This window comes from Luteipulveratus halotolerans (genome assembly GCF_001247745.1).
In the GTDB taxonomy this organism is placed as follows: domain Bacteria; phylum Actinomycetota; class Actinomycetes; order Actinomycetales; family Dermatophilaceae; genus Luteipulveratus; species Luteipulveratus halotolerans.
This window is the reverse complement of the sequence record NZ_LAIR01000002.1, coordinates 1,621,099-1,638,432: the sequence shown is the minus strand read 5'-3', so window position 1 is coordinate 1,638,432 and position 17,334 is coordinate 1,621,099. Positions and strand designations below refer to the sequence as shown.

Sequence of the window (17,334 nt, the reverse complement as noted above, 5' to 3'; positions counted from 1 at the left end):
ATCGCGTGAAGGAGTCCCGGTGCGTGTCCTGGGTGTCGACCCCGGCCTGACCCGTTGCGGTGTCGGTGTGGTCGACGGCGGTATCGGCCAGCCGCTGAGGCTCGTCGCGGTCGGTGTGATTCGCACTCCTGTCGACGACGACCCGGCGCAGCGTCTCTTCGCCCTGCAGACCGAGCTCGAGCAGTGGGTCGAGCGTCACCAGCCGGACGCGGTCGCCGTCGAACGCGTCTTCGCCAAGGCCAACATCAAGGGGATCATGGGCACCGCACAGGCTTCCGCCGTTCCGATGCTCGCGGCCGCGCGCCGCGGGCTGCCGCTCGCGATGCACACGCCCTCTGAGGTCAAGGCCGCGGTCACCGGCAACGGCCGCGCCGACAAGGCCCAGGTCACCAGCATGGTCACGCGCATCCTGCGCCTCGACGTCGCTCCCAAGCCGGCGGACGCCGCCGACGCTCTCGCCCTGGCGATCTGCCACGTCTGGCGTGGGGGAGCGCAGGACCGCCTCGCCCAGGCCGTCGCTCGGCAGCGCGCGGGAGTACGCCGGTGATCGCGAGCCTGAGGGGTGCGGTCGCCTCCGTGGGTCTCGACCACGCCGTCGTCGAGGTCGGCGGAGTCGGCATGCTCGTCCACACCACGCCCGCCACCGCGGCGTCACTGCGGCACGGGCAGGAGGCTCAGCTGCACACCTCCCTTGTCGTGCGCGAGGACTCGCTCACCTTGTTCGGATTCGGCGAGGCCGCCGAGCGCGACCTGTTCGAGCAGGTCCAGACGGTCAGCGGCGTCGGTCCGCGGCTCGCGCTCGCCATGCTGGCGGTGCACCCACCGCAGACGTTGCGGGTCGCGATCTCCGGCGGCGACGTGCTCGCGCTGACCAAGGTGCCCGGCATCGGCAGGAAGGGCGCGGAGCGCATCGTGCTCGAGCTGCGCGACAAGGTGGGCGGTACTGCGAGCGAGGCAGCCGCCGTACCCCAGTCCGCCGGATCACCGGCCCGTGGTCAGGTCACCGAGGCGCTGGTCGGGCTCGGCTGGTCTGCCAAGCAGGCTGATGACGCCGTCGACAAGGTTCTCAAGGTCGAGCCCGACGCCTCCGAGGTGTCAGCCATGCTGCGCCTCGCCCTGCGAGAGCTGGGTCGATGACCGACGACGGCCTGGAGCGGCACGGCGACGACTCCTACGACGCGACGTCGCGCATCGTGGACCCGGGCGGCGACGCTGACGAACGACGGGTCGAGGCGGCGCTGCGACCTCGCCGGCTGGCCGAGTTCCCCGGACAGCCGAGGGTGAGCGACCAGCTGGCCCTCGTGCTCGAGGCCGCCCGCAGACGAGGCGCTCCGCCGGACCACGTGCTGCTCTCCGGGCCGCCCGGGCTGGGCAAGACGTCGCTCGCGATGATCATCGCGGCCGAGCTCGAGCAGCCCATCCGCATCACCAGCGGTCCGGCCATCCAGCACGCCGGCGACCTGGCCGCGATCCTGTCGTCCCTGGCCGAAGGCGAGGTGCTGTTCCTCGACGAGATCCACCGGATGGCGCGGCCCGCCGAGGAGATGCTCTACCTCGCGATGGAGGACTTCCGGGTCGACGTCGTGGTCGGCAAGGGACCAGGCGCGACCGCCATCCCGTTGGAGCTGCCGCCGTTCACGGTCGTCGGCGCGACGACCCGCGCAGGTCTGCTGCCGGCGCCACTGCGCGACCGGTTCGGGTTCACCGGCCATCTCGACTACTACACGGCCGAGGACCTCTCGGCGATCCTGACCCGCAACGCCGACCTGCTCGGCGTCGACGCGACCCGCCAAGGCATCGACGAGATCGCCGGCCGGTCCCGGGGCACGCCCCGTATCGCCAACCGCCTGCTGCGCCGCGTCCGTGACTACGCCCAGGTGCACGGCAAGGGCGTCGTCGATCATGCGGCCGCGCGCGCTGCCCTCGAGCTGTTCGACGTCGACGCCCGAGGGCTCGACCGGCTCGACCGCGGCGTGCTGGAGGCCCTGTGCAAGAGGTTCGGCGGTGGACCGGTCGGCCTGTCGACCCTCGCTGTCGCTGTCGGAGAGGAGCCCGACACCGTCGAGACGGTGGCCGAGCCCTATCTGGTCCGCGAGGGCTACATGATCCGCACACCGCGGGGGAGGGCAGCCGCTCCAGGCGCCTGGGAACACCTCGGGCTGACACCACCCGACGGCCCAGGAACCTCCGCGACACCGTTGCCGTTCGACGAGGGAGAAGGCCGGTTCGCCCTCTGACTCCACCCGCGGTCGCCGCCGACATCGGCGGCCACCCAGAGTTGGGTCGGTGGTGCGGCTCACCTACACTCTGCCGTTGGCCCGGCATCCGAAGTGTGCGGTGCCTGCATACGCCGGTCGTGACCGACCAACCATGGTGAGGAAAGACACGTGATGCCGTCACTGGCGACAGCCTCTGAATCGGGCGGTAGCGCCGGAAGCCTGCTGATCCTGCTGCTTCCGCTGCTGCTCATCGGCCTGATGTTCTGGACGCAGCGGCGTCGCAGCCGTCAGTTCCAGCAGGCGCAGTCCGAGCTCAACGTCGGCGACGCCGTCGCGACGACGTCCGGCCTGCTGGGCCGTCTGGTCGCGCTCGACGACGAGGTCGGCAGCATCGAGGTCGCCGACGGTGTCGTGCTGAGGTTCGACCGTCGTGCGATCGTGCCGCCCACCGTGACCGGATCGCCTGCCGGCGACGCCGACCGCCAGTCGCAGGGCGATGGCCCCGCCCCTGCTGACAACGACGACTCCGACTCATCCGGCCCGGGCTCCACCCCGGCCCAGGGATCCTGAGGTACCCGTGGCAACTCGTTCTCGCGGTGGCCGCTCCAACGGTCACTCCAAGTCGGTCCTCGCTGTTCTGCTCCTGCTGATCGTCGCGCTCTTCGGCGGGGTGGCTGCCAGCACGGCCTTCGCCGACCCCAAGGGTCAGTGGTCGCCCAAGCTCGGCCTCGACCTCGAGGGCGGCCGTCAGATCACGCTCGAGCCGGTGGTCGCCGAGGGCGCCCAGCAGGTCAACAGCGGCCAGGTCGAGCGCGCGGTCGACATCATCCGCAAGCGCGTGGACGGCACCGGCGTCGCCGAGGCCGAGGTGACCACGCTCGGTGAGCGCAACATCGTGGTCTCGGTGCCGGGTGAGCCCTCCAAGGAGATGCTCAGCTCGCTCGCCCGCTCGTCCGCACTCTCCTTCCGCGCAGTCATCTCGCAGACGACCAACGAGCCGGTTCCGCGCAGCCTGCCGCAGCCGCCGAGCGTTCCCAAGCCCACCGCCAAGCCCTCGGCCGGGAGCTCGTCGACGGCCACGCCCAAGGTCAGCAGCTCGCCGACGAGCGGCGCCAACGGCGTCTACCCGCAGGCGTTCTCGCAGGCGACGCCGACCCCGACGCCCACGCCGAGCAGCCCTGCGTCGCCGGCCACGAGCACTCCGGCCGCCTCGACCAAGCCCGCCAACCCGAGCGACACCAAGTGGGCCAGTCAGCCGGTGTCGGCCAACTGGGTCAAGGCTGGGGTGGTCGAGCAGGGCGACACCTACCAGGACCTGCTCCAGGTGTACGACTGCTCCGACAGCGACACCCGGCTCGCAGCCTCGACCAGTCCCGCCAACCAGCCGGTCGTGATGTGCGACCAGACCGGTCAGGCGAAGTTCCTGCTCGGTCCGGTCGAGGTCAAGGGCGACACGATCAGCGATGCGACCTCCGGCCCGGCCACCAACCAGCAGGGTCAGCAGACCGGTGGCACGCAGATCAACCTGAAGTTCAACGGCAAGGGCAAGAAGGCCTTCGGCGACATGACGCGCCGTCTGGCGGGTTTCCAGCAGGACAGCCCCCAGAACAAGTCGGCGATCATCGTCGACGGCCAGGTGCTCGAAGCGCTCGGCACCAACGATGCCATCACCAACGGCGAGGCCCAGATCACCGGGTCGTTCACGCCGTCCAGCGGCAAGCAGCTCGCGGACGAGCTCAAGTTCGGTGCCCTGCCGTTCTCGTTCAAGGAGCTCACCAACGACCAGATCAGCCCTCAGCTGGGTCAGGACCAGCTGCACAAGGGCCTGATCGCCGGCGCGATCGGCATGGTCCTGGTCATCATCTACTCGCTGTTCCAGTACCGCGCGCTGGGCCTGGTGACCGTGGCCTCGCTGCTGGTCTCGGCAGTGATCACCTACGGCGCCGTGACGCTGCTCGGCACGCTCAACAACTTCCGGCTCACGATGGCCGGTGTCACCGGTCTGATCGTGGCGATCGGTATGACGGCCGACAGTTTCATCGTCTACTTCGAACGCGTCCGAGACGAGGTCAGATCCGGACGCCCGCTGAAGGCTGCTGTCGAGAGCGGATGGCAGCGCGCGCGACGGACGATCATCATCTCCGACGTCGTCAACTTCCTGGCGTCCGCAGTGCTGTACATCCTGTCCGAGTCCAACGTGAAGGCGTTCGCGTTCACCCTGGGTCTCACGACGCTCATCGACATCCTGATCGTCATGATGTTCACGCACCCGCTGCTCACGCTGCTCGCCCGGACGAAGTTCTTCGGCGGCGGTCACAAGTGGTCCGGGTTCGACCCCGAACGCCTCGGAGCCAAGGGCGTGACGTACGCCGGTCGGGGCCGGGTCACCATCGCTGACCGCCGCGCGGCAGAAGGAGGGCAGGTCTGATGGCCAGCTTCGCCCAGTTCGGCAACGACCTCTACACCGGTCGGCGTCAGATCAACTTCATCGGTCGACGTCGGCTGTGGTACGCCATCTCAGCCGTCCTGCTCGTCGTCGCCGCGACCGGTGTGTTCGGCCGCGGTCTCAACTTCGGCCTGGAGTTCACCGGAGGCGCCGAGCTGAAGGTCCGCGGTGTGCAGAACACCCAGGACTACGACACGCGCGCCGAGGACACCGTCCGCAAGGCGACCGGCACCGACGACAACCTGATCATCACCAAGATCGGTGACAGCGACATCCGGGTCCAGACCGAGAAGCTCGGCAGCGGCACCGCGGCCGACAACGACAAGGTCGCCACGGCGCTGGCCCAGGAGTTCGGGGTCTCACCGCGCAACGTCGACTCGCAGTTCATCGGCCCGTCCTGGGGCGACACCGTCACCAAGAAGTCGATCCAGTCGCTGATCTGGTTCCTCGCCCTGCTCAGCGTCGTGCTCGCGATCTACTTCCGCACGTGGAAGATGTCGCTGGCCGCGATCATCGCGGTGCTGCACGACCTCTTCTTCACGGTCGGTATCTACGCCCTCGCCGGCTTCGAGATCTCGCCCGCGACGATGATCGGCTTCCTGACGATCCTCGGCTACTCGATCTACGACACGGTCGTCATCTTCGACAAGGTCCGCGAGAACACCCACGAGGCGTTCGCCACGGGTCAGCGCAACTACGACCAGGCCGCCAACTACGCGGTCAACCAGACGGTCGTGCGCTCGATCAACACCACGGTCATCGGTCTGCTGCCGATCGCGGCGGTCCTCGTGGTCGGCTTCACGATGCTCGGTGCGGGCACCCTGCTCGACCTCAGCCTGTCGCTGTTCATCGGTATCGCCGTGGGTGCGTACTCCTCGATCTTCATCGCGACGCCGTTGCTGACCGACCTGCGCCGCGGTGAGCCGTCGATCAAGGAGCTCGCTCGCCGCGCCAAGGCGTACCAGGTGTCGCAGCGGTCGGCCCTGACCGAGGCCAACACGCCCAAGGCAGGCCCCGGTGAGTCCGCCTCCGGCGTCGTCGAGCCCGAGCGTGCCGCAGCCGCTGCGGCAGCACGTGCGACCCGCACCAAGAAGCGCGAGACGCACCCGCTGGCACGCCTCGACCGGGACGACAAGTGACCTCGACGGGCGAGCTCCTCCTGGAGCACACCCGTGACGTCCCTGACTTCCCTCAGCCCGGGGTGCTGTTCAAGGACCTCACACCGCTGTTCGCGGCGCCGAAGGCGTTCGCGACCGTGGTCGCCGATGTCGCTGACCGCTACCGCGGCCGTGTCGACGCGGTGGCGGGCGTCGAGGCGCGCGGCTTCATCATCGGCGGGCCGGTGGCCCTGGCGCTCGGCGTGCCGTTCGTCCCGGTCCGCAAGGCCGGCAAGCTGCCCGGCGACACCGTTCAGCAGACCTACGACCTCGAGTACGGCACGGCCACCATCGAGGTCCACACGGGCGCTTTCGCCGCCCACCGGCGTGCGCTCGTCCTCGACGACGTGCTCGCAACGGGTGGTACGGCGGCCGCGGCGTGCGCCCTGGTGGAGCGTGCCGGCGGCGAGGTGGCCGGCATCGAGATGCTGCTCGAGCTCACCTTCCTCGGTGGCCGAGAGCTGTTGTCGTCGTACGACGTGCACGCCATCGCGGCGGTCTGACCGCTCTCGCAGCAGCTCATTCGCAGGCGCGGGCTGTGCACGGTGGTGCCGTCCACCTCGAGGCTCCCTCTAGACTCACTCCATGGCTGAGGAGTTTCGGCACCAGGCGCCGAGCACGTCGCGTGTTCGCGCCCGTCTGGTGCGCTTTGGTGGGCCTCGGCAGAGCAGCAGCAACCGGGTCCTCGAACCCTTGCTGCGCACGGTGCGCACGACCCATCCCAAGGCCGACACGGCCCTGATCGAGCGGGCGTACGAAGTCGCCGAGCGCTATCACCGCGGGCAGATGCGCAAGAGCGGTGACCCCTACATCACCCACCCGTTGGCCGTGACCACGATTCTGGCCGAGCTCGGCATGACGCCGCCCACGCTGGCCGCTGCGCTGCTGCACGACACGGTCGAGGACACCGACTACTCCCTCGACCAGCTGCGGGCCGACTTCGGCGACGAGATCGCGATGCTCGTCGACGGAGTCACCAAGCTCGACAAGGTGACCTACGGCGACGCCGCGCAGGCCGAGACCGTTCGCAAGATGGTCATTGCGATGGCCCGCGACATCCGGGTGCTGGTCATCAAGCTCGCCGACCGCCTCCACAACGCCCGCACCTGGCGCTACGTCTCGGCCGAGTCCGCGCAGCGCAAGGCGACCGAGACCCTCGAGATCTTCGCGCCGCTCGCGCACCGCCTCGGCATGAACACCATCAAGTGGGAGCTGGAGGACCTGTCGTTCGCGACGCTCTACCCCAAGGTCTACGACGAGATCGTGCGGATGGTCGCCGACCGCGCTCCGGCCCGTGAGGAGTACCTCCGCGGCGTGCGCGACCAGGTGACGGCCGATCTGCGCTCGGCACGCATCAAGGGCACCGTCACGGGCCGACCCAAGCACTACTACAGCGTCTACCAGAAGATGATCGTGCGCGGCCGCGACTTCGAGGACATCTACGACCTCGTCGCGCTGCGGGTCCTGGTCGACTCCGTGCGCGACTGCTACGCCGTCCTCGGCACGATCCACACGCGGTGGAGCCCCTTGCCCGGGCGGTTCAAGGACTACATCGCGATGCCGAAGTTCAACATGTACCAGTCGTTGCACACGACGGTCATCGGCCCGGACGGCAAGCCGATCGAGATCCAGATCCGCACGTACCAGATGCACCGACGCGCCGAGTACGGCGTGGCTGCGCACTGGAAGTACAAGGAGGACGGCCGCAAGATCGCGGCCGGCGACGAGGCGGGCAGCGACGCCGGCCCCATCAACGACATGGCGTGGCTGCGTCAGCTGCTGGAGTGGCAGCGAGAGACCTCAGACCCGGGCGAGTTCCTCGAGACGCTGCGGTTCGACGTCGGCAGCCGTGAGGTCTACGTGTTCACCCCGACCGGCGAGATCATCGGTCTGCCAGCAGGATCCACGCCGGTCGACTTCGCCTACGCGGTGCACACCGAGGTGGGCCACCACTGCATCGGTGGCCGGGTCAACGGTCGGCTCGTGCCGCTGGAGAGCACCCTCGACAACGGTGACGTGGTCGAGATCCTCACCTCCAAGGCGGACGGCGCCGGCCCGAGTCGCGACTGGCTCACGTTCGTCAAGAGTCCGCGGGCGCGCAACAAGATCCGGCAGTGGTTCTCCAAGGAGCGTCGCGAAGAAGCGATCGAGTCCGGCAAGGAGCAGCTGGCCCGCACCGTACGCAAGCAGGGGATGGGTCTGCAGCGGCTGATGTCGCACGAGTCGCTGACCAATGTCGCGACCCAGCTGCGCTACACCGACATCGATGCGCTGTACGCCGCGGTCGGCGACGGCCACGTGTCGGCCGAGCACGTCGTCAAGCAGCTGGTCGCCTCGCTCGGTGGTGAGGACGGCACGACCGAGGACATCGCCGAGGCGACCACGCCCAGCTCGGTGCGCAAGCGCATCAACGATCCCGGCGTCACGGTGGTCGGCACGGACGACGTCTGGATCAAGCTCGCCCGCTGCTGTACGCCGGTGCCGGGTGACGACATCATCGGCTTCGTCACGACGGGCAAGGGCGTCTCGGTGCACCGGCGCGACTGCACCAACGCCGAGCAGCTGCTGTCACAGCCCGAGCGGCTCATCAACGTGGCGTGGGCGCCGTCGGCCGAGAGCATGTTCCTGGTGCAGCTGCAGGTCGAGGCACTTGACCGCAACCGGCTGCTGTCCGACGTCACCCGGGTGCTGTCCGACCAGCACGTCAACATCCTGTCGGCGAGCGTCAGCACCAGCCGTGACCGTGTCGCCGTCTCGAAGTTCACCTTCGAGATGGGCGACCCCAGCCACCTCGACCACGTCATCCGCGCCGTACGCCGGATCGACGGTGTGTTCGACGTCTACCGGATGACCGGCTCCGGCGACCGGCGCAAGCACGCCGACACCGCCTGAGACGCCGAGGGCCCGCCTCGACGCCTCCGGCGACGTGGGTCAGGCGGGCGAGAGGAAGCAGGCGAGTGCTGCGGCGTACATCGCCTGGTCCTGTGAGCCGGTCAGCTCACGTGTCGAGTGCATCGACAATGTCGGTGCTCCGAAGTCGACGGTGGTCGCCCCGGTGAGCGCCGAGGTGATCGGCCCGACCGTCGACCCGCACGGCAGGTCGCTGCGTGACACGAACTCCTGGCACGGCACGCCGGCCTGCTCGCAGGCGAGCCGGAAGGCCGCCGCCCCCATCGCGTCCGTGGCGTAGCGCAGGTTGGTGTTGGTCTTGAGCACCGGCCCGCCGTTCATGGCGATGGTGTGAGACGGCTCGTGCCGCTCGGAGTAGTTGGGGTGCGTCGCATGAGCCATGTCGCCCGAGGCGACCACGCCACCCGCGATCGCCCGGAACAGGTGCTCTCGCGAACCCCCGAGACTGATCGCGACACGTTCGAGGGTCGTGATGAGGTACGACGACGCCGCACCGCGCTCGGACACGCTGCCGACCTCTTCGTGGTCGAACAGCGCGATGACGGGCACGACCGGTCGCACCGGGTCGACCTCGACGGCCGCAATGAGCGCGCGCGTCGCTGCATAGCTGGTGGCGAGGTTGTCCTGACGCGCGCCGGCGACCGTCTCGCGGGACCGGCCGGTGCGGGCGGCCGGGTTGAGGTCGTGCGTCATGACGTCCCAGCCGAGCACGTCCGCGGGCGCCACGCCGAGCTGTTCGCCGACGTAGGCACGGAAGTCGCCAGGAGTCTCGCCCAGTCCCCAGTGAGGCATCATGTGCTGCTGCGCGTTGAGCTTCAGGCCCTCGGAGCGCACCGACCGGTCCAGGTGAGGTGCGAGCTGCGAGACGCGCAGCACGGGCTCGTCGACCCGCAGGAGCCGGCCCTCGACCTCGTCGCCGGAACGTACGGCGACGCGACCGGACAGTCCGAGGTCGCGGTCGAGCCATGAGGCGTCCAGCGTCCCGCCGTAGACCTCGACGCCGAGCAGCTGCCAGCCGCCGCGCGCGACGTCGGGCTGCGGCTTGACCCGCAGGCTGGGAGAGTCGGTGTGGGCACCGACGACCCGCAGGGGAGAGGCCGCATCCGCGGCGTACTCGGTGGACCAGGCGATCAGCGAGCCCCCGCGGACCACGAAGTAACGTCCGCGCCGGCTCGGCCAGACCTCGGTCTCGAGCAGCCGCACGAATCCGGCCGCCTCGAGCATCGCGGCGGACGTCTCACACGCGTGGAACGGCGACGGGCTGGCGTTGAGGTAGTCGCACAGTCCGTCGGCGCTGTCGTCGGTGGTGAAGCCGTGCTCGGAGAAGGAAAGGGTGGACCGGTCAGCCACCGAACTCCTCCAGCCCGCCGCGCGCCTGGTCGAGCCACTGCTGGCGAGCGTCGAGCGCCTCCTGCGCCTTCTTGATCTTGCCGGCGTTGCCGGACTCCTGCGCCTTGGCCAGGTCTTCGCGCAGGCCCGCGACCGCAGCCTCGAGCTGGTCGACCATGGACTGCGCACGGGCGGCGTGCTCGGGGTCGGTCTTCTTCCAGCGGGCGTCCTCGACCTCGCGGATCGACTGCTCGACCCGGCGCATGGCCCGCTCGATGCGGTCCATGTCCTTGCGGGGGACCTTGCCGGCCGCGTCCCACTTGTCCTGGATCGTGCGCAGCGCTGCCTTGGTCGCGGCGAGGTCCTTGACCGGCACGAGGGCCTGAGCCTGGGACAGGAGCTCTTCCTTGACCTTGAGGTTGGCCTCGAACTCGACGTTCTCGGCGGCGACGACCTCGTCCTTGGCGGCGAAGAAGCTGTCCTGGGCGGTCTTGAAACGCTTCCAGAGCGCATCGTCGTCAGGCCGTGCGGCACGCCCGGCCTGACGCCACTCGCCCATGAGGCGCTTGAACGCCGACGCCGTCGGACCCCACTCGGTGCTGGTGGCGAGACGCTCGGCCTCAGCCACCAGGCGCTGCTTCTCCTGCTTGGCCTCGGCATGCTGCTCGTCGAGACGCGCGAAGTGGGACCGGCGCGTCTTGTCGAAACCGTTGCGAGCCGAGGAGAACCGCTGCCAGAGAGCGTTCTCCTGCTCCTTGTCGAGACGGGCCTCGCCGCGCTGCAGGCTCTTCCACTCGTCGAGCAGCTGCCGCATGCGCGTGGTGCTCTGCTTCCACTGGACCTTCTCGACTGGCTGAGCCGCGATCTGCTCGGCCTCCGCGACCACGGCCTCGCGCTTGCCGAGCGCGACCTTCTTGGCCTCTGCGCGAGCCTCACCCTCGACCTGAGACTTGGCCTTGAGCGCTGTGGCGATCTGCTCGACCGTGGCGTCGAGCTGAACGAGGTCACCGACCACGTGCGCCTCACCGATCTGTGAGCGCAGCGCCTTGAGCGACTCGTAGCCGTCGTGCGTGCTCAGGTCGGTCTGGGTCACGCGCTGGAGCAGCAGGGTCGCTGACGACGCGAGCTCGTCGTACTTGCGCGCGAAGTAGGACAGCGCCTCCTCGGGCGTGGAGCCGGGGTAGGACCCGACCGCGCGCTCACCGTCGGGCGTACGCACGTAGACCGTGCCGTCGTCACCGACCCGGCCGAAGGACGCCGCGTTGCTGGGCGGGGCGTGCAGCGGGTCGACGACCGGCGCGACGGCAGCCGCGGCCTCCGCAGCGGGGCTGGGCGCGGCGGGACGTGGGGGAGGCGACGGGCGTACGGACGCCGGCGTGGGCACAGCAGCCGGTGTCGGTACCGAGGCGGGCGTGGGAGCACTCGACGCCTCGGGCGCCGGGGCGTCCGAGGCAGTGTCGGGCGCGGGCGCCGGAGCAGATTCGGACTGAGCGGCGGGCTCGTCCTCGGCGGCGGGCGCTGCCGGGACGGACTCCGGCTCGGGGGAGGGATGCTCCTGCTCGGCCACGGCCTCGGCAGGTGCCGTGGCCTGGTCGGCGGACGACGCCTCGGGGGTCGCCTGCTCGTCGGTGGTGGGTGCCGGCGTCGGAGTGTCCGTGGACAACGCGTCGGCCGACGCCGCGCGTGCGGTGTCGTCGGTCGGGGTGTCTGACATGGTGCTCAGGCCTTCTTCTCAGTGACAGCAACCGAAAGGATGCTGATGGGCTGTGCCGGCGGGCCGTCTGCCCCGCCGCCGCTGACGCCAGCCTTGGCGATCTTGGCCAGGATGTCCATGCCTTTGGTGACGTGGCCGAAGATGCTGTAGCCGCCGGTGCTGGGGTCGATCGTGCTGTCCTCGTAGACGACGAAGAACTGACCGCCGTTGCTGTTGGGGTCCTGCGTACGGGCCATCGCGAGCGAGCCCGCCGGGTAGGCGCCGTCAGCAGGGGCGTTCTCGATGCCGTAGCCGTAGCCGGGGTTGCCGCTGCCGGAACCGGTCGGGTCACCGCACTGCAGGACATAGATGCCGTCGGTCGTGAGCCGGTGACACGGGCTGTCCTTCCAGTAGGCCTTCTCGGCGAGCTGCCGGAAGGAGGCGACGGTCTGGGGAGCCTTGGCTCCGTCGAGCTCGAGCACGATGTCGCCGCACGTCGTGTGCACGGTTGCGACGAAGGTCTTGCCCGCAGCGTCCGCCTTGTCAGGAGCAGCGCTGAACGTCGGCACCGATGACGGCAGGGCGGGCGGCTTGCTGCACGGAGCTGCCGCAGGCGTCACCGGGGCGGACGACGTCGCGGCGACCGACGAGCTCGCGGTGCTCGTGCCGCTCGCGGACTCCTCGCCGCAGGAGGTCACCGACAGACTCAGCAGTGCTGCGCCCACGACCGCAACGGACCAGGACCGGGATCGGGGCAGCACGCAGTGACTCCTGACAGAAGTGACGGGACCGGGCCAGTCTAGGGACCTCGGGCCCGCGATGGCCCGCGTTGCGGTCACGAGGTGGTGACGTTCCGCGTGGACGAGGTGCAGGCGACGCTGTGACGGAAGGTGCATCGCCGTAGGCTGCCCGGGTGCTGACCGTCGCCTTCCCCGCTGCCGCCATGGGCACCAACTGCTACGTCCTGGCCACCGGACGCGGCCAGGAGTGCCTCGTCGTGGACCCGGGCATCGGCGTCGAGCCGCAGCTGCGCGAGGTGCTCGCCGAGCTGGCGCTGAAGCCCACCGCCGTCCTGCTCACGCACGGGCATCTCGACCACACCTACTCCGTCACCCCGGTCTGCGGAGGCGAGCGCGCGGCGTACATCCACACCGACGACCGCTACCGGCTGAAGAACCCCTACGACCAGGTCTCCGCCCCGCTCCTGGCGATGCTCGAGCAGCAGTTCGGCAAGGCCGACACCTGGCGTGAGCCGGAGGACGTCCGTGAGATCACCGACGGCGAGACACTCGACCTCGCGGGCCTGACCATCGGCGTACGCCACGCTCCCGGCCATACCGAGGGCTCGGTGATGTTCTCGCTCGACGAGGTGCCCGACGGGCTGCCCGACGAGGCCGAGGTGTCCTCGAGCCTGCTCGCCGGCGACGTGCTGTTCGCTGGTTCGATCGGCCGCACCGACCTGCCCGGTGGCGATGCCCAGGCCATGCAGCGCTCACTGCGCGACGTGGTCGTGCCGCTGCCCGACACCACACTGGTGCTGCCCGGCCACGGACCCGCGACCACGATCGCCCACGAGCGCGTGACCAACCCCTACCTCTCCGAGATCCAAGGACGTCCCGAAGCATGAGCACCAAGGTCACCCCCATCAGCGGCTTCCAGGAGTGGCTGCCCCGCGAACGCATCGCCGAGCAGCACGTCCTGGACACCATCCGCGAGGTCTTCGAGCTGCATGGGTTCGCCTCGATCAGCACCCGCTCCGTCGAGCCGGTCGACCGCCTGTCCAGTCAGGGCGAGGACGCCGACAAGGAGATCTACGCCGTACGCCGGCTCGCGGCTCCCGCCGACGACAAGGAGCCGACGCTCGGCCTGCACTTCGACATGACCGTGCCGTTCGCGCGCTACGTCCTGGAGAACGCCGGCAAGCTCACCTTCCCGTTCCGCCGCTACCAGATCCAGCAGGCCTGGCGCGGTGAACGACCCCAGCGCGGGCGCTACCGCGAGTTCATCCAGGCGGACGTCGACATCATCGACGCGAACGAGCTGCCCGGGCACTACGAGGCCGAGCTGCTCCTCGTCATCGCCGACGTGTTCTCGCGACTGCCGGTGGGCGACTACACGATCCACGTCAACAACCGCAAGATCTGCCAGGGCTTCTACACCGGCATCGGTATCGACGACGTCATCGGCACGCTGCGCATCGTCGACAAGCTGGACAAGATCGGCGAGGACGGTGTCGCGAAGATGCTGCTCGCCGCCGGCCGCACGCAGGAGCAGGTCGACCAGTGCCTGGCCCTGGCGCGCATCCGTACGACGGACAGCTCGTTCGTCGAGCAGGTCCGGGCGCTCGGTGTCGAGAACGACGTCCTCGACGAGGGGCTGACCCACCTCAAGTCGGTCATCGACACCGCCCACGAGCACGCACCCGGCGTCGCGGTCGCCGACCTGCGCATCGCGCGCGGTCTGGACTACTACACCGGCACGGTCTACGAGACGATGCTCGAGCGCGACCCGGGCTACGGCTCGGTGTGCTCCGGTGGTCGGTACGACGCCCTCGCCTCCGACGGCAAGCGCACCTTCCCGGGTGTCGGCATCTCGATCGGTGTGTCCCGGTTGCTCGGGCTGCTGATCGGCGAGGAGGGCCTCACGGCCTCACGCGAGACGCCCACTGCCGTGCTCGTCGCCGTCAACGACGAGGAGAGCCGCGCCGGCTCGGTCCGCATCGCAACGGCGTTGCGGCAGAGGGGGATTCGCACGCTGGTGTCGCCGAAGGCGGCGAAGTTCGGCAAGCAGATCCAGTTCGCCGACCGGCGCGGCATCCCGTGCGTGTGGTTCCCGGGTGCGGGTGCCGATGGTCAGGACCAGGTCAAGGACATCCGGTCCGGCGAGCAGGTCGACGCCGACCTCACGAGCTGGGCTCCGCCGCAGGGCGACCTGGTGCCCTCACTCGTCGTCCCGGACCGCGTCGACGACTGACGCGCCACCCTCTTCGTCATCGGCCGTGGCTGCCTCGTCCTCAGGCGGGGTCGCCACGGCCGTGGTGCTCGCGGCTGCTGCGGTCGTCGCCGCCCGCGGACGCAGACCGAGGGAGTCCAGGTCGAGGCCGACCGCCCGGCGTACGAGCGCGGCGTCGGCACAGGTGATGCCCTCCAGCGAGCGGGCCCGGCGTACGTCACGGGCGTAGCGCAGCCGTGCCTGCGCCCAGAAGGCGACGACCAGGCAGATCGGCAGGGCCGCGACGAGGATGCCGAGGAGCAGCCCGAGGTTGTCCATCCCGGACTGGATGTCGCGACCCGCCTGCGAGAACGCGCTGCCGGCCTTGGACGCGCGGTCGAACGGCGGTTTGAGCGTGTCGCCGACGACGGGCACCTTCTGCAGCTTGTCGCCCGCGTCGGACATGCTGCTCGCGAACTCGTCACCGCCACGGCGCATCGGGTCGGCGGCCCGACCCGAGCCGCTCGCTCGGTCGCGGACCTCGAGCGCGACCTTGATCCAGGCGAGCACCCAGACCAGCACGAGGACGTCGGTGACGATCTGACGCGTACGACGCGGCTGGGCGTCGGCGTAGAGCTGCATGCGTTCACTCTTCCATCGGTGATGCCCGCGCAGGTGGCTCAGCGCCGGTCACGCCTGCGACGCACGCGCACGGCAGGCGGCTCCGTCGGTGGTTCCTGCCAGAATGCGGCCGACGAAGGAGGCCGGAGTGGACCGGGCGGTGCAGGGGTGGCTGGACCACCTGCGGGTCGAACGAGGTGCCTCCGTGCACACACTGCGCGCGTACGAGCGTGATCTGCGGCGCTACTGCGCCTTCCTGCAGTCGCGCGGTGTGGCAGGTCCGCAGGACGCGACCGAGCAGCACGTCACCGGGTTCGTCGCCCACCTGCGCGAGGGCGACGCCGACCACCGGCCGCTGGCCGCCAGCTCGGCGGCGCGCAGCCTGGTCGCCGTGCGCGGCCTGCACCGGTTCCTCGCCCTCGAGGGCGAGACCACGCACGACGCAGCAGGCTCGGTCGCACCGCCCCGCACGCCGCAACGGCTCCCGAAGGCCATCCCCGTCGACCAGGTGGAACGGCTGCTGTCGGCGGCGAGCACCGGCGACACGCCGACGTCGTTCAGAGACCGTGCGCTGCTGGAGCTGCTCTACGGCATCGGCGCCCGTGTCAGCGAGGTCACCGGCCTGGACGTCGACGACGTCGACCTCGACGCGATGAGCGTGCGCGTCCTCGGCAAGGGCTCCAAAGAACGGGTGCTGCCGCTCGGCAGCTACGCCGCCGAGGCGGTGTCGACCTACCTGGTGCGGGGGAGGGCCGCGTTGCAGAGCCGCTCGACACCGGCCCTGTTCCTCAACCAGCGTGGTGGCCGGCTGTCACGCCAGAGCGTGTGGACGATCATCCAGCGTGCGGCCGACCGAGCCGACCTGAGGCATGTCAGCCCGCACACCCTGCGGCACTCCTTCGCCACCCACCTGCTCGACGGCGGCGCTGACGTCCGGGTCGTCCAGGAGCTCCTCGGCCACGCATCGGTGATGACGACGCAGATCTACACGATGGTCTCGGTGCAACAGCTGCGTGAGGTCTTCGCGCACGCGCATCCCCGCGCCCTTTGACCGTGCGTTAGGTTGGGCGACGATCGGCGTGACGCCGAACGACATCCAACCCGGGAGTGATCTCGTGACATCTCAGGCTGCAGCCGAGGGCGGGTCGCACGCGCGCCTGCCAGGCACCGAGGGTGCCGAGAAGGGCCAGGCCGGTCCGACCGGTCGACCGTTGCCGGCGTTCCCCGTGCCCGCGCCGCTCCAGCAGCACGGCCCGGCGCGCATCATCGCGATGTGCAACCAGAAGGGCGGCGTCGGCAAGACCACCAGCACGATCAACCTGGGTGCTGCCCTCGCCGAGTACGGCCGCAAGGTCCTGCTCATCGACTTCGACCCGCAGGGTGCGTTGTCCGTCGGCCTCGGCATCCGCGCACACGAGCTCGACACCACGATCTACAACCTGCTGGTCGAGCCCAGCCGCGACATCCACGAGGTCATCCAGCAGACCGCGACGCCTGGCCTGGACATCGTGCCCGCCAATATCGACCTGTCGGCGGCCGAGGTCCAGCTCGTCGGTGAGGTGGCCCGCGAGATGGTGCTCGCCCGGGTCCTGCGTCCCGTCCTCGACGAGTACGACGTCGTCCTGATCGACTGCCAGCCCTCGCTCGGGCTGCTCACCGTCAACGCTCTCACCGCCGCGCACGGCGTCCTGATCCCGCTGGAGTGCGAGTTCTTCGCGATGCGCGGCGTGGCTCTGCTCGTCGAGACCATCGAGAAGGTCACCGACCGTCTCAACCCCCGCCTGCAGGTCGACGGCATCCTCGCGACGATGTATGACGGGCGCACCCTGCACAGCCGCGACGTCGTCAAGAGCGTGGTCGACCACTTCGGCGAGAAGGTCTTCCACACCGTCATCACCCGCACCGTGAAGTTCCCGGACGCGACCCTCGCGGCCGAGCCGATCACGTCGTACGCCTCGACGCACGGCGCTGCCGAAGCCTACCGCCAGCTGGCGCGCGAGCTCATCGCACGCGGCGAGGCGGCCTGAT

General features: G+C 69.7%; 16 protein-coding genes. 12 read left to right on the top strand and 4 right to left on the bottom strand.

Annotated elements, in window-relative coordinates:
* Positions 1–19: 19 nt before the first annotated feature.
* The 8 genes from ruvC to VV01_RS08355 all read left to right on the top strand — a co-directional run bounded on the left by ruvC (position 20) and on the right by VV01_RS08355 (position 8,714).
* Positions 20–547, top strand: a complete 528-nt coding sequence (gene ruvC / locus VV01_RS08390) for a crossover junction endodeoxyribonuclease RuvC (RefSeq protein ID WP_050669487.1) — start codon at positions 20–22, stop codon at positions 545–547.
* A complete protein-coding gene (gene ruvA / locus VV01_RS08385) occupies positions 544–1,137 on the top strand; it encodes a Holliday junction branch migration protein RuvA (RefSeq protein WP_050669486.1) in 594 nt (197 codons plus the stop codon). Before ruvC ends, ruvA begins: the two co-directional genes overlap by 4 nt.
* Positions 1,134–2,237 carry a Holliday junction branch migration DNA helicase RuvB gene (gene ruvB / locus VV01_RS08380; RefSeq protein WP_050669485.1) on the top strand — a complete coding sequence of 368 codons (1,104 nt, stop codon included), beginning with the start codon at positions 1,134–1,136 and terminating at the stop codon, positions 2,235–2,237. The genes ruvA and ruvB overlap by 4 nt, the downstream gene beginning before the upstream one ends.
* 153 nt (positions 2,238–2,390) lie before the next feature.
* Positions 2,391–2,789 (top strand): preprotein translocase subunit YajC, encoded by a 399-nt coding sequence (yajC, locus tag VV01_RS08375; RefSeq protein ID WP_082221204.1) that lies wholly within the window; start codon positions 2,391–2,393, stop codon positions 2,787–2,789.
* A 7-nt stretch (positions 2,790–2,796) separates the two neighbouring features.
* Positions 2,797–4,647, top strand: a complete 1,851-nt coding sequence (gene secD / locus VV01_RS08370) for a protein translocase subunit SecD (protein WP_050669484.1) — start codon at positions 2,797–2,799, stop codon at positions 4,645–4,647.
* The gene (gene secF / locus VV01_RS08365; protein WP_050669483.1) at positions 4,647–5,804 is read left to right on the top strand and encodes a protein translocase subunit SecF; all 1,158 of its coding nucleotides are present in this window, start codon (positions 4,647–4,649) and stop codon (positions 5,802–5,804) included. Before secD ends, secF begins: the two co-directional genes overlap by 1 nt.
* Positions 5,801–6,325 (top strand): adenine phosphoribosyltransferase, encoded by a 525-nt coding sequence (locus VV01_RS08360; RefSeq protein WP_050669482.1) that lies wholly within the window; start codon positions 5,801–5,803, stop codon positions 6,323–6,325. Before secF ends, VV01_RS08360 begins: the two co-directional genes overlap by 4 nt.
* A gap of 82 nt (positions 6,326–6,407) precedes the next feature.
* The gene (locus VV01_RS08355; RefSeq protein WP_050669481.1) at positions 6,408–8,714 is read left to right on the top strand and encodes a RelA/SpoT family protein; all 2,307 of its coding nucleotides are present in this window, start codon (positions 6,408–6,410) and stop codon (positions 8,712–8,714) included.
* 39 nt (positions 8,715–8,753) lie between these two features.
* Here the strand turns inward: VV01_RS08355 and VV01_RS08350 are convergent, their stop codons facing one another.
* Genes VV01_RS08350 through VV01_RS08340 form a run of 3 tightly spaced genes read right to left on the bottom strand, consistent with a single transcriptional unit; the run spans position 8,754 to position 12,515 of the window.
* Positions 8,754–10,082, bottom strand: a complete 1,329-nt coding sequence (locus VV01_RS08350) for a M18 family aminopeptidase (protein WP_050669480.1) — start codon at positions 10,080–10,082, stop codon at positions 8,754–8,756.
* Positions 10,075–11,775 (bottom strand): DUF349 domain-containing protein, encoded by a 1,701-nt coding sequence (locus VV01_RS08345; protein WP_082220892.1) that lies wholly within the window; start codon positions 11,773–11,775, stop codon positions 10,075–10,077. The genes VV01_RS08350 and VV01_RS08345 overlap by 8 nt, the downstream gene beginning before the upstream one ends.
* Positions 11,776–11,780: 5 nt before the next feature.
* Positions 11,781–12,515 (bottom strand): peptidylprolyl isomerase, encoded by a 735-nt coding sequence (locus tag VV01_RS08340; protein WP_231635191.1) that lies wholly within the window; start codon positions 12,513–12,515, stop codon positions 11,781–11,783.
* A 152-nt stretch (positions 12,516–12,667) separates the two neighbouring features.
* On the opposite strand from VV01_RS08340, the gene VV01_RS08335 reads away from it, so the two are divergent.
* Together VV01_RS08335 and hisS are read left to right on the top strand one after the other, a co-directional pair.
* The gene (locus VV01_RS08335) at positions 12,668–13,381 is read left to right on the top strand and encodes an MBL fold metallo-hydrolase (protein ID WP_050669479.1); all 714 of its coding nucleotides are present in this window, start codon (positions 12,668–12,670) and stop codon (positions 13,379–13,381) included.
* Complete coding sequence (gene hisS / locus VV01_RS08330) at positions 13,378–14,727, top strand: histidine--tRNA ligase (RefSeq protein WP_050669478.1); 1,350 nt, start codon at positions 13,378–13,380, stop codon at positions 14,725–14,727. The genes VV01_RS08335 and hisS overlap by 4 nt, the downstream gene beginning before the upstream one ends.
* Here the strand turns inward: hisS and VV01_RS08325 are convergent.
* Positions 14,695–15,327, bottom strand: coding sequence for a hypothetical protein (locus tag VV01_RS08325; RefSeq protein ID WP_050669477.1), 633 nt, complete (start codon positions 15,325–15,327; stop codon positions 14,695–14,697). The two genes, hisS and VV01_RS08325, sit on opposite strands and share 33 nt — an antisense overlap.
* Before the next feature lie 103 nt (positions 15,328–15,430).
* Here VV01_RS08325 and xerD point away from each other — a divergent pair, with 103 nt between their 5' ends.
* Both xerD and VV01_RS08315 read left to right on the top strand, forming a co-directional pair.
* Positions 15,431–16,357 carry a site-specific tyrosine recombinase XerD gene (gene xerD, locus VV01_RS08320; protein ID WP_050669476.1) on the top strand — a complete coding sequence of 309 codons (927 nt, stop codon included), beginning with the start codon at positions 15,431–15,433 and terminating at the stop codon, positions 16,355–16,357.
* Positions 16,358–16,421: 64 nt separating this feature from the next.
* Positions 16,422–17,333: a ParA family protein gene (locus tag VV01_RS08315; protein WP_050669475.1), complete on the top strand. Its 912-nt coding sequence runs from the start codon at positions 16,422–16,424 to the stop codon at positions 17,331–17,333.
* Position 17,334: the final 1 nt, after the last annotated feature.

Coding starts and splice junctions, on each gene's coding strand:
- hisS (WP_050669478.1), top strand. CDS start 13,378: ATGAGCACCAAGGTCACCCCCATCAGCGGCTTCCAGGAGTGGCTGCCC.
- ruvB (WP_050669485.1), top strand. CDS start 1,134: ATGACCGACGACGGCCTGGAGCGGCACGGCGACGACTCCTACGACGCG.
- VV01_RS08355 (WP_050669481.1), top strand. CDS start 6,408: ATGGCTGAGGAGTTTCGGCACCAGGCGCCGAGCACGTCGCGTGTTCGC.
- VV01_RS08345 (WP_082220892.1), bottom strand. CDS start 11,775: ATGTCAGACACCCCGACCGACGACACCGCACGCGCGGCGTCGGCCGAC.
- VV01_RS08325 (WP_050669477.1), bottom strand. CDS start 15,327: ATGCAGCTCTACGCCGACGCCCAGCCGCGTCGTACGCGTCAGATCGTC.
- secF (WP_050669483.1), top strand. CDS start 4,647: ATGGCCAGCTTCGCCCAGTTCGGCAACGACCTCTACACCGGTCGGCGT.
- xerD (WP_050669476.1), top strand. CDS start 15,431: ATGCGGCCGACGAAGGAGGCCGGAGTGGACCGGGCGGTGCAGGGGTGG.
- yajC (WP_082221204.1), top strand. CDS start 2,391: ATGCCGTCACTGGCGACAGCCTCTGAATCGGGCGGTAGCGCCGGAAGC.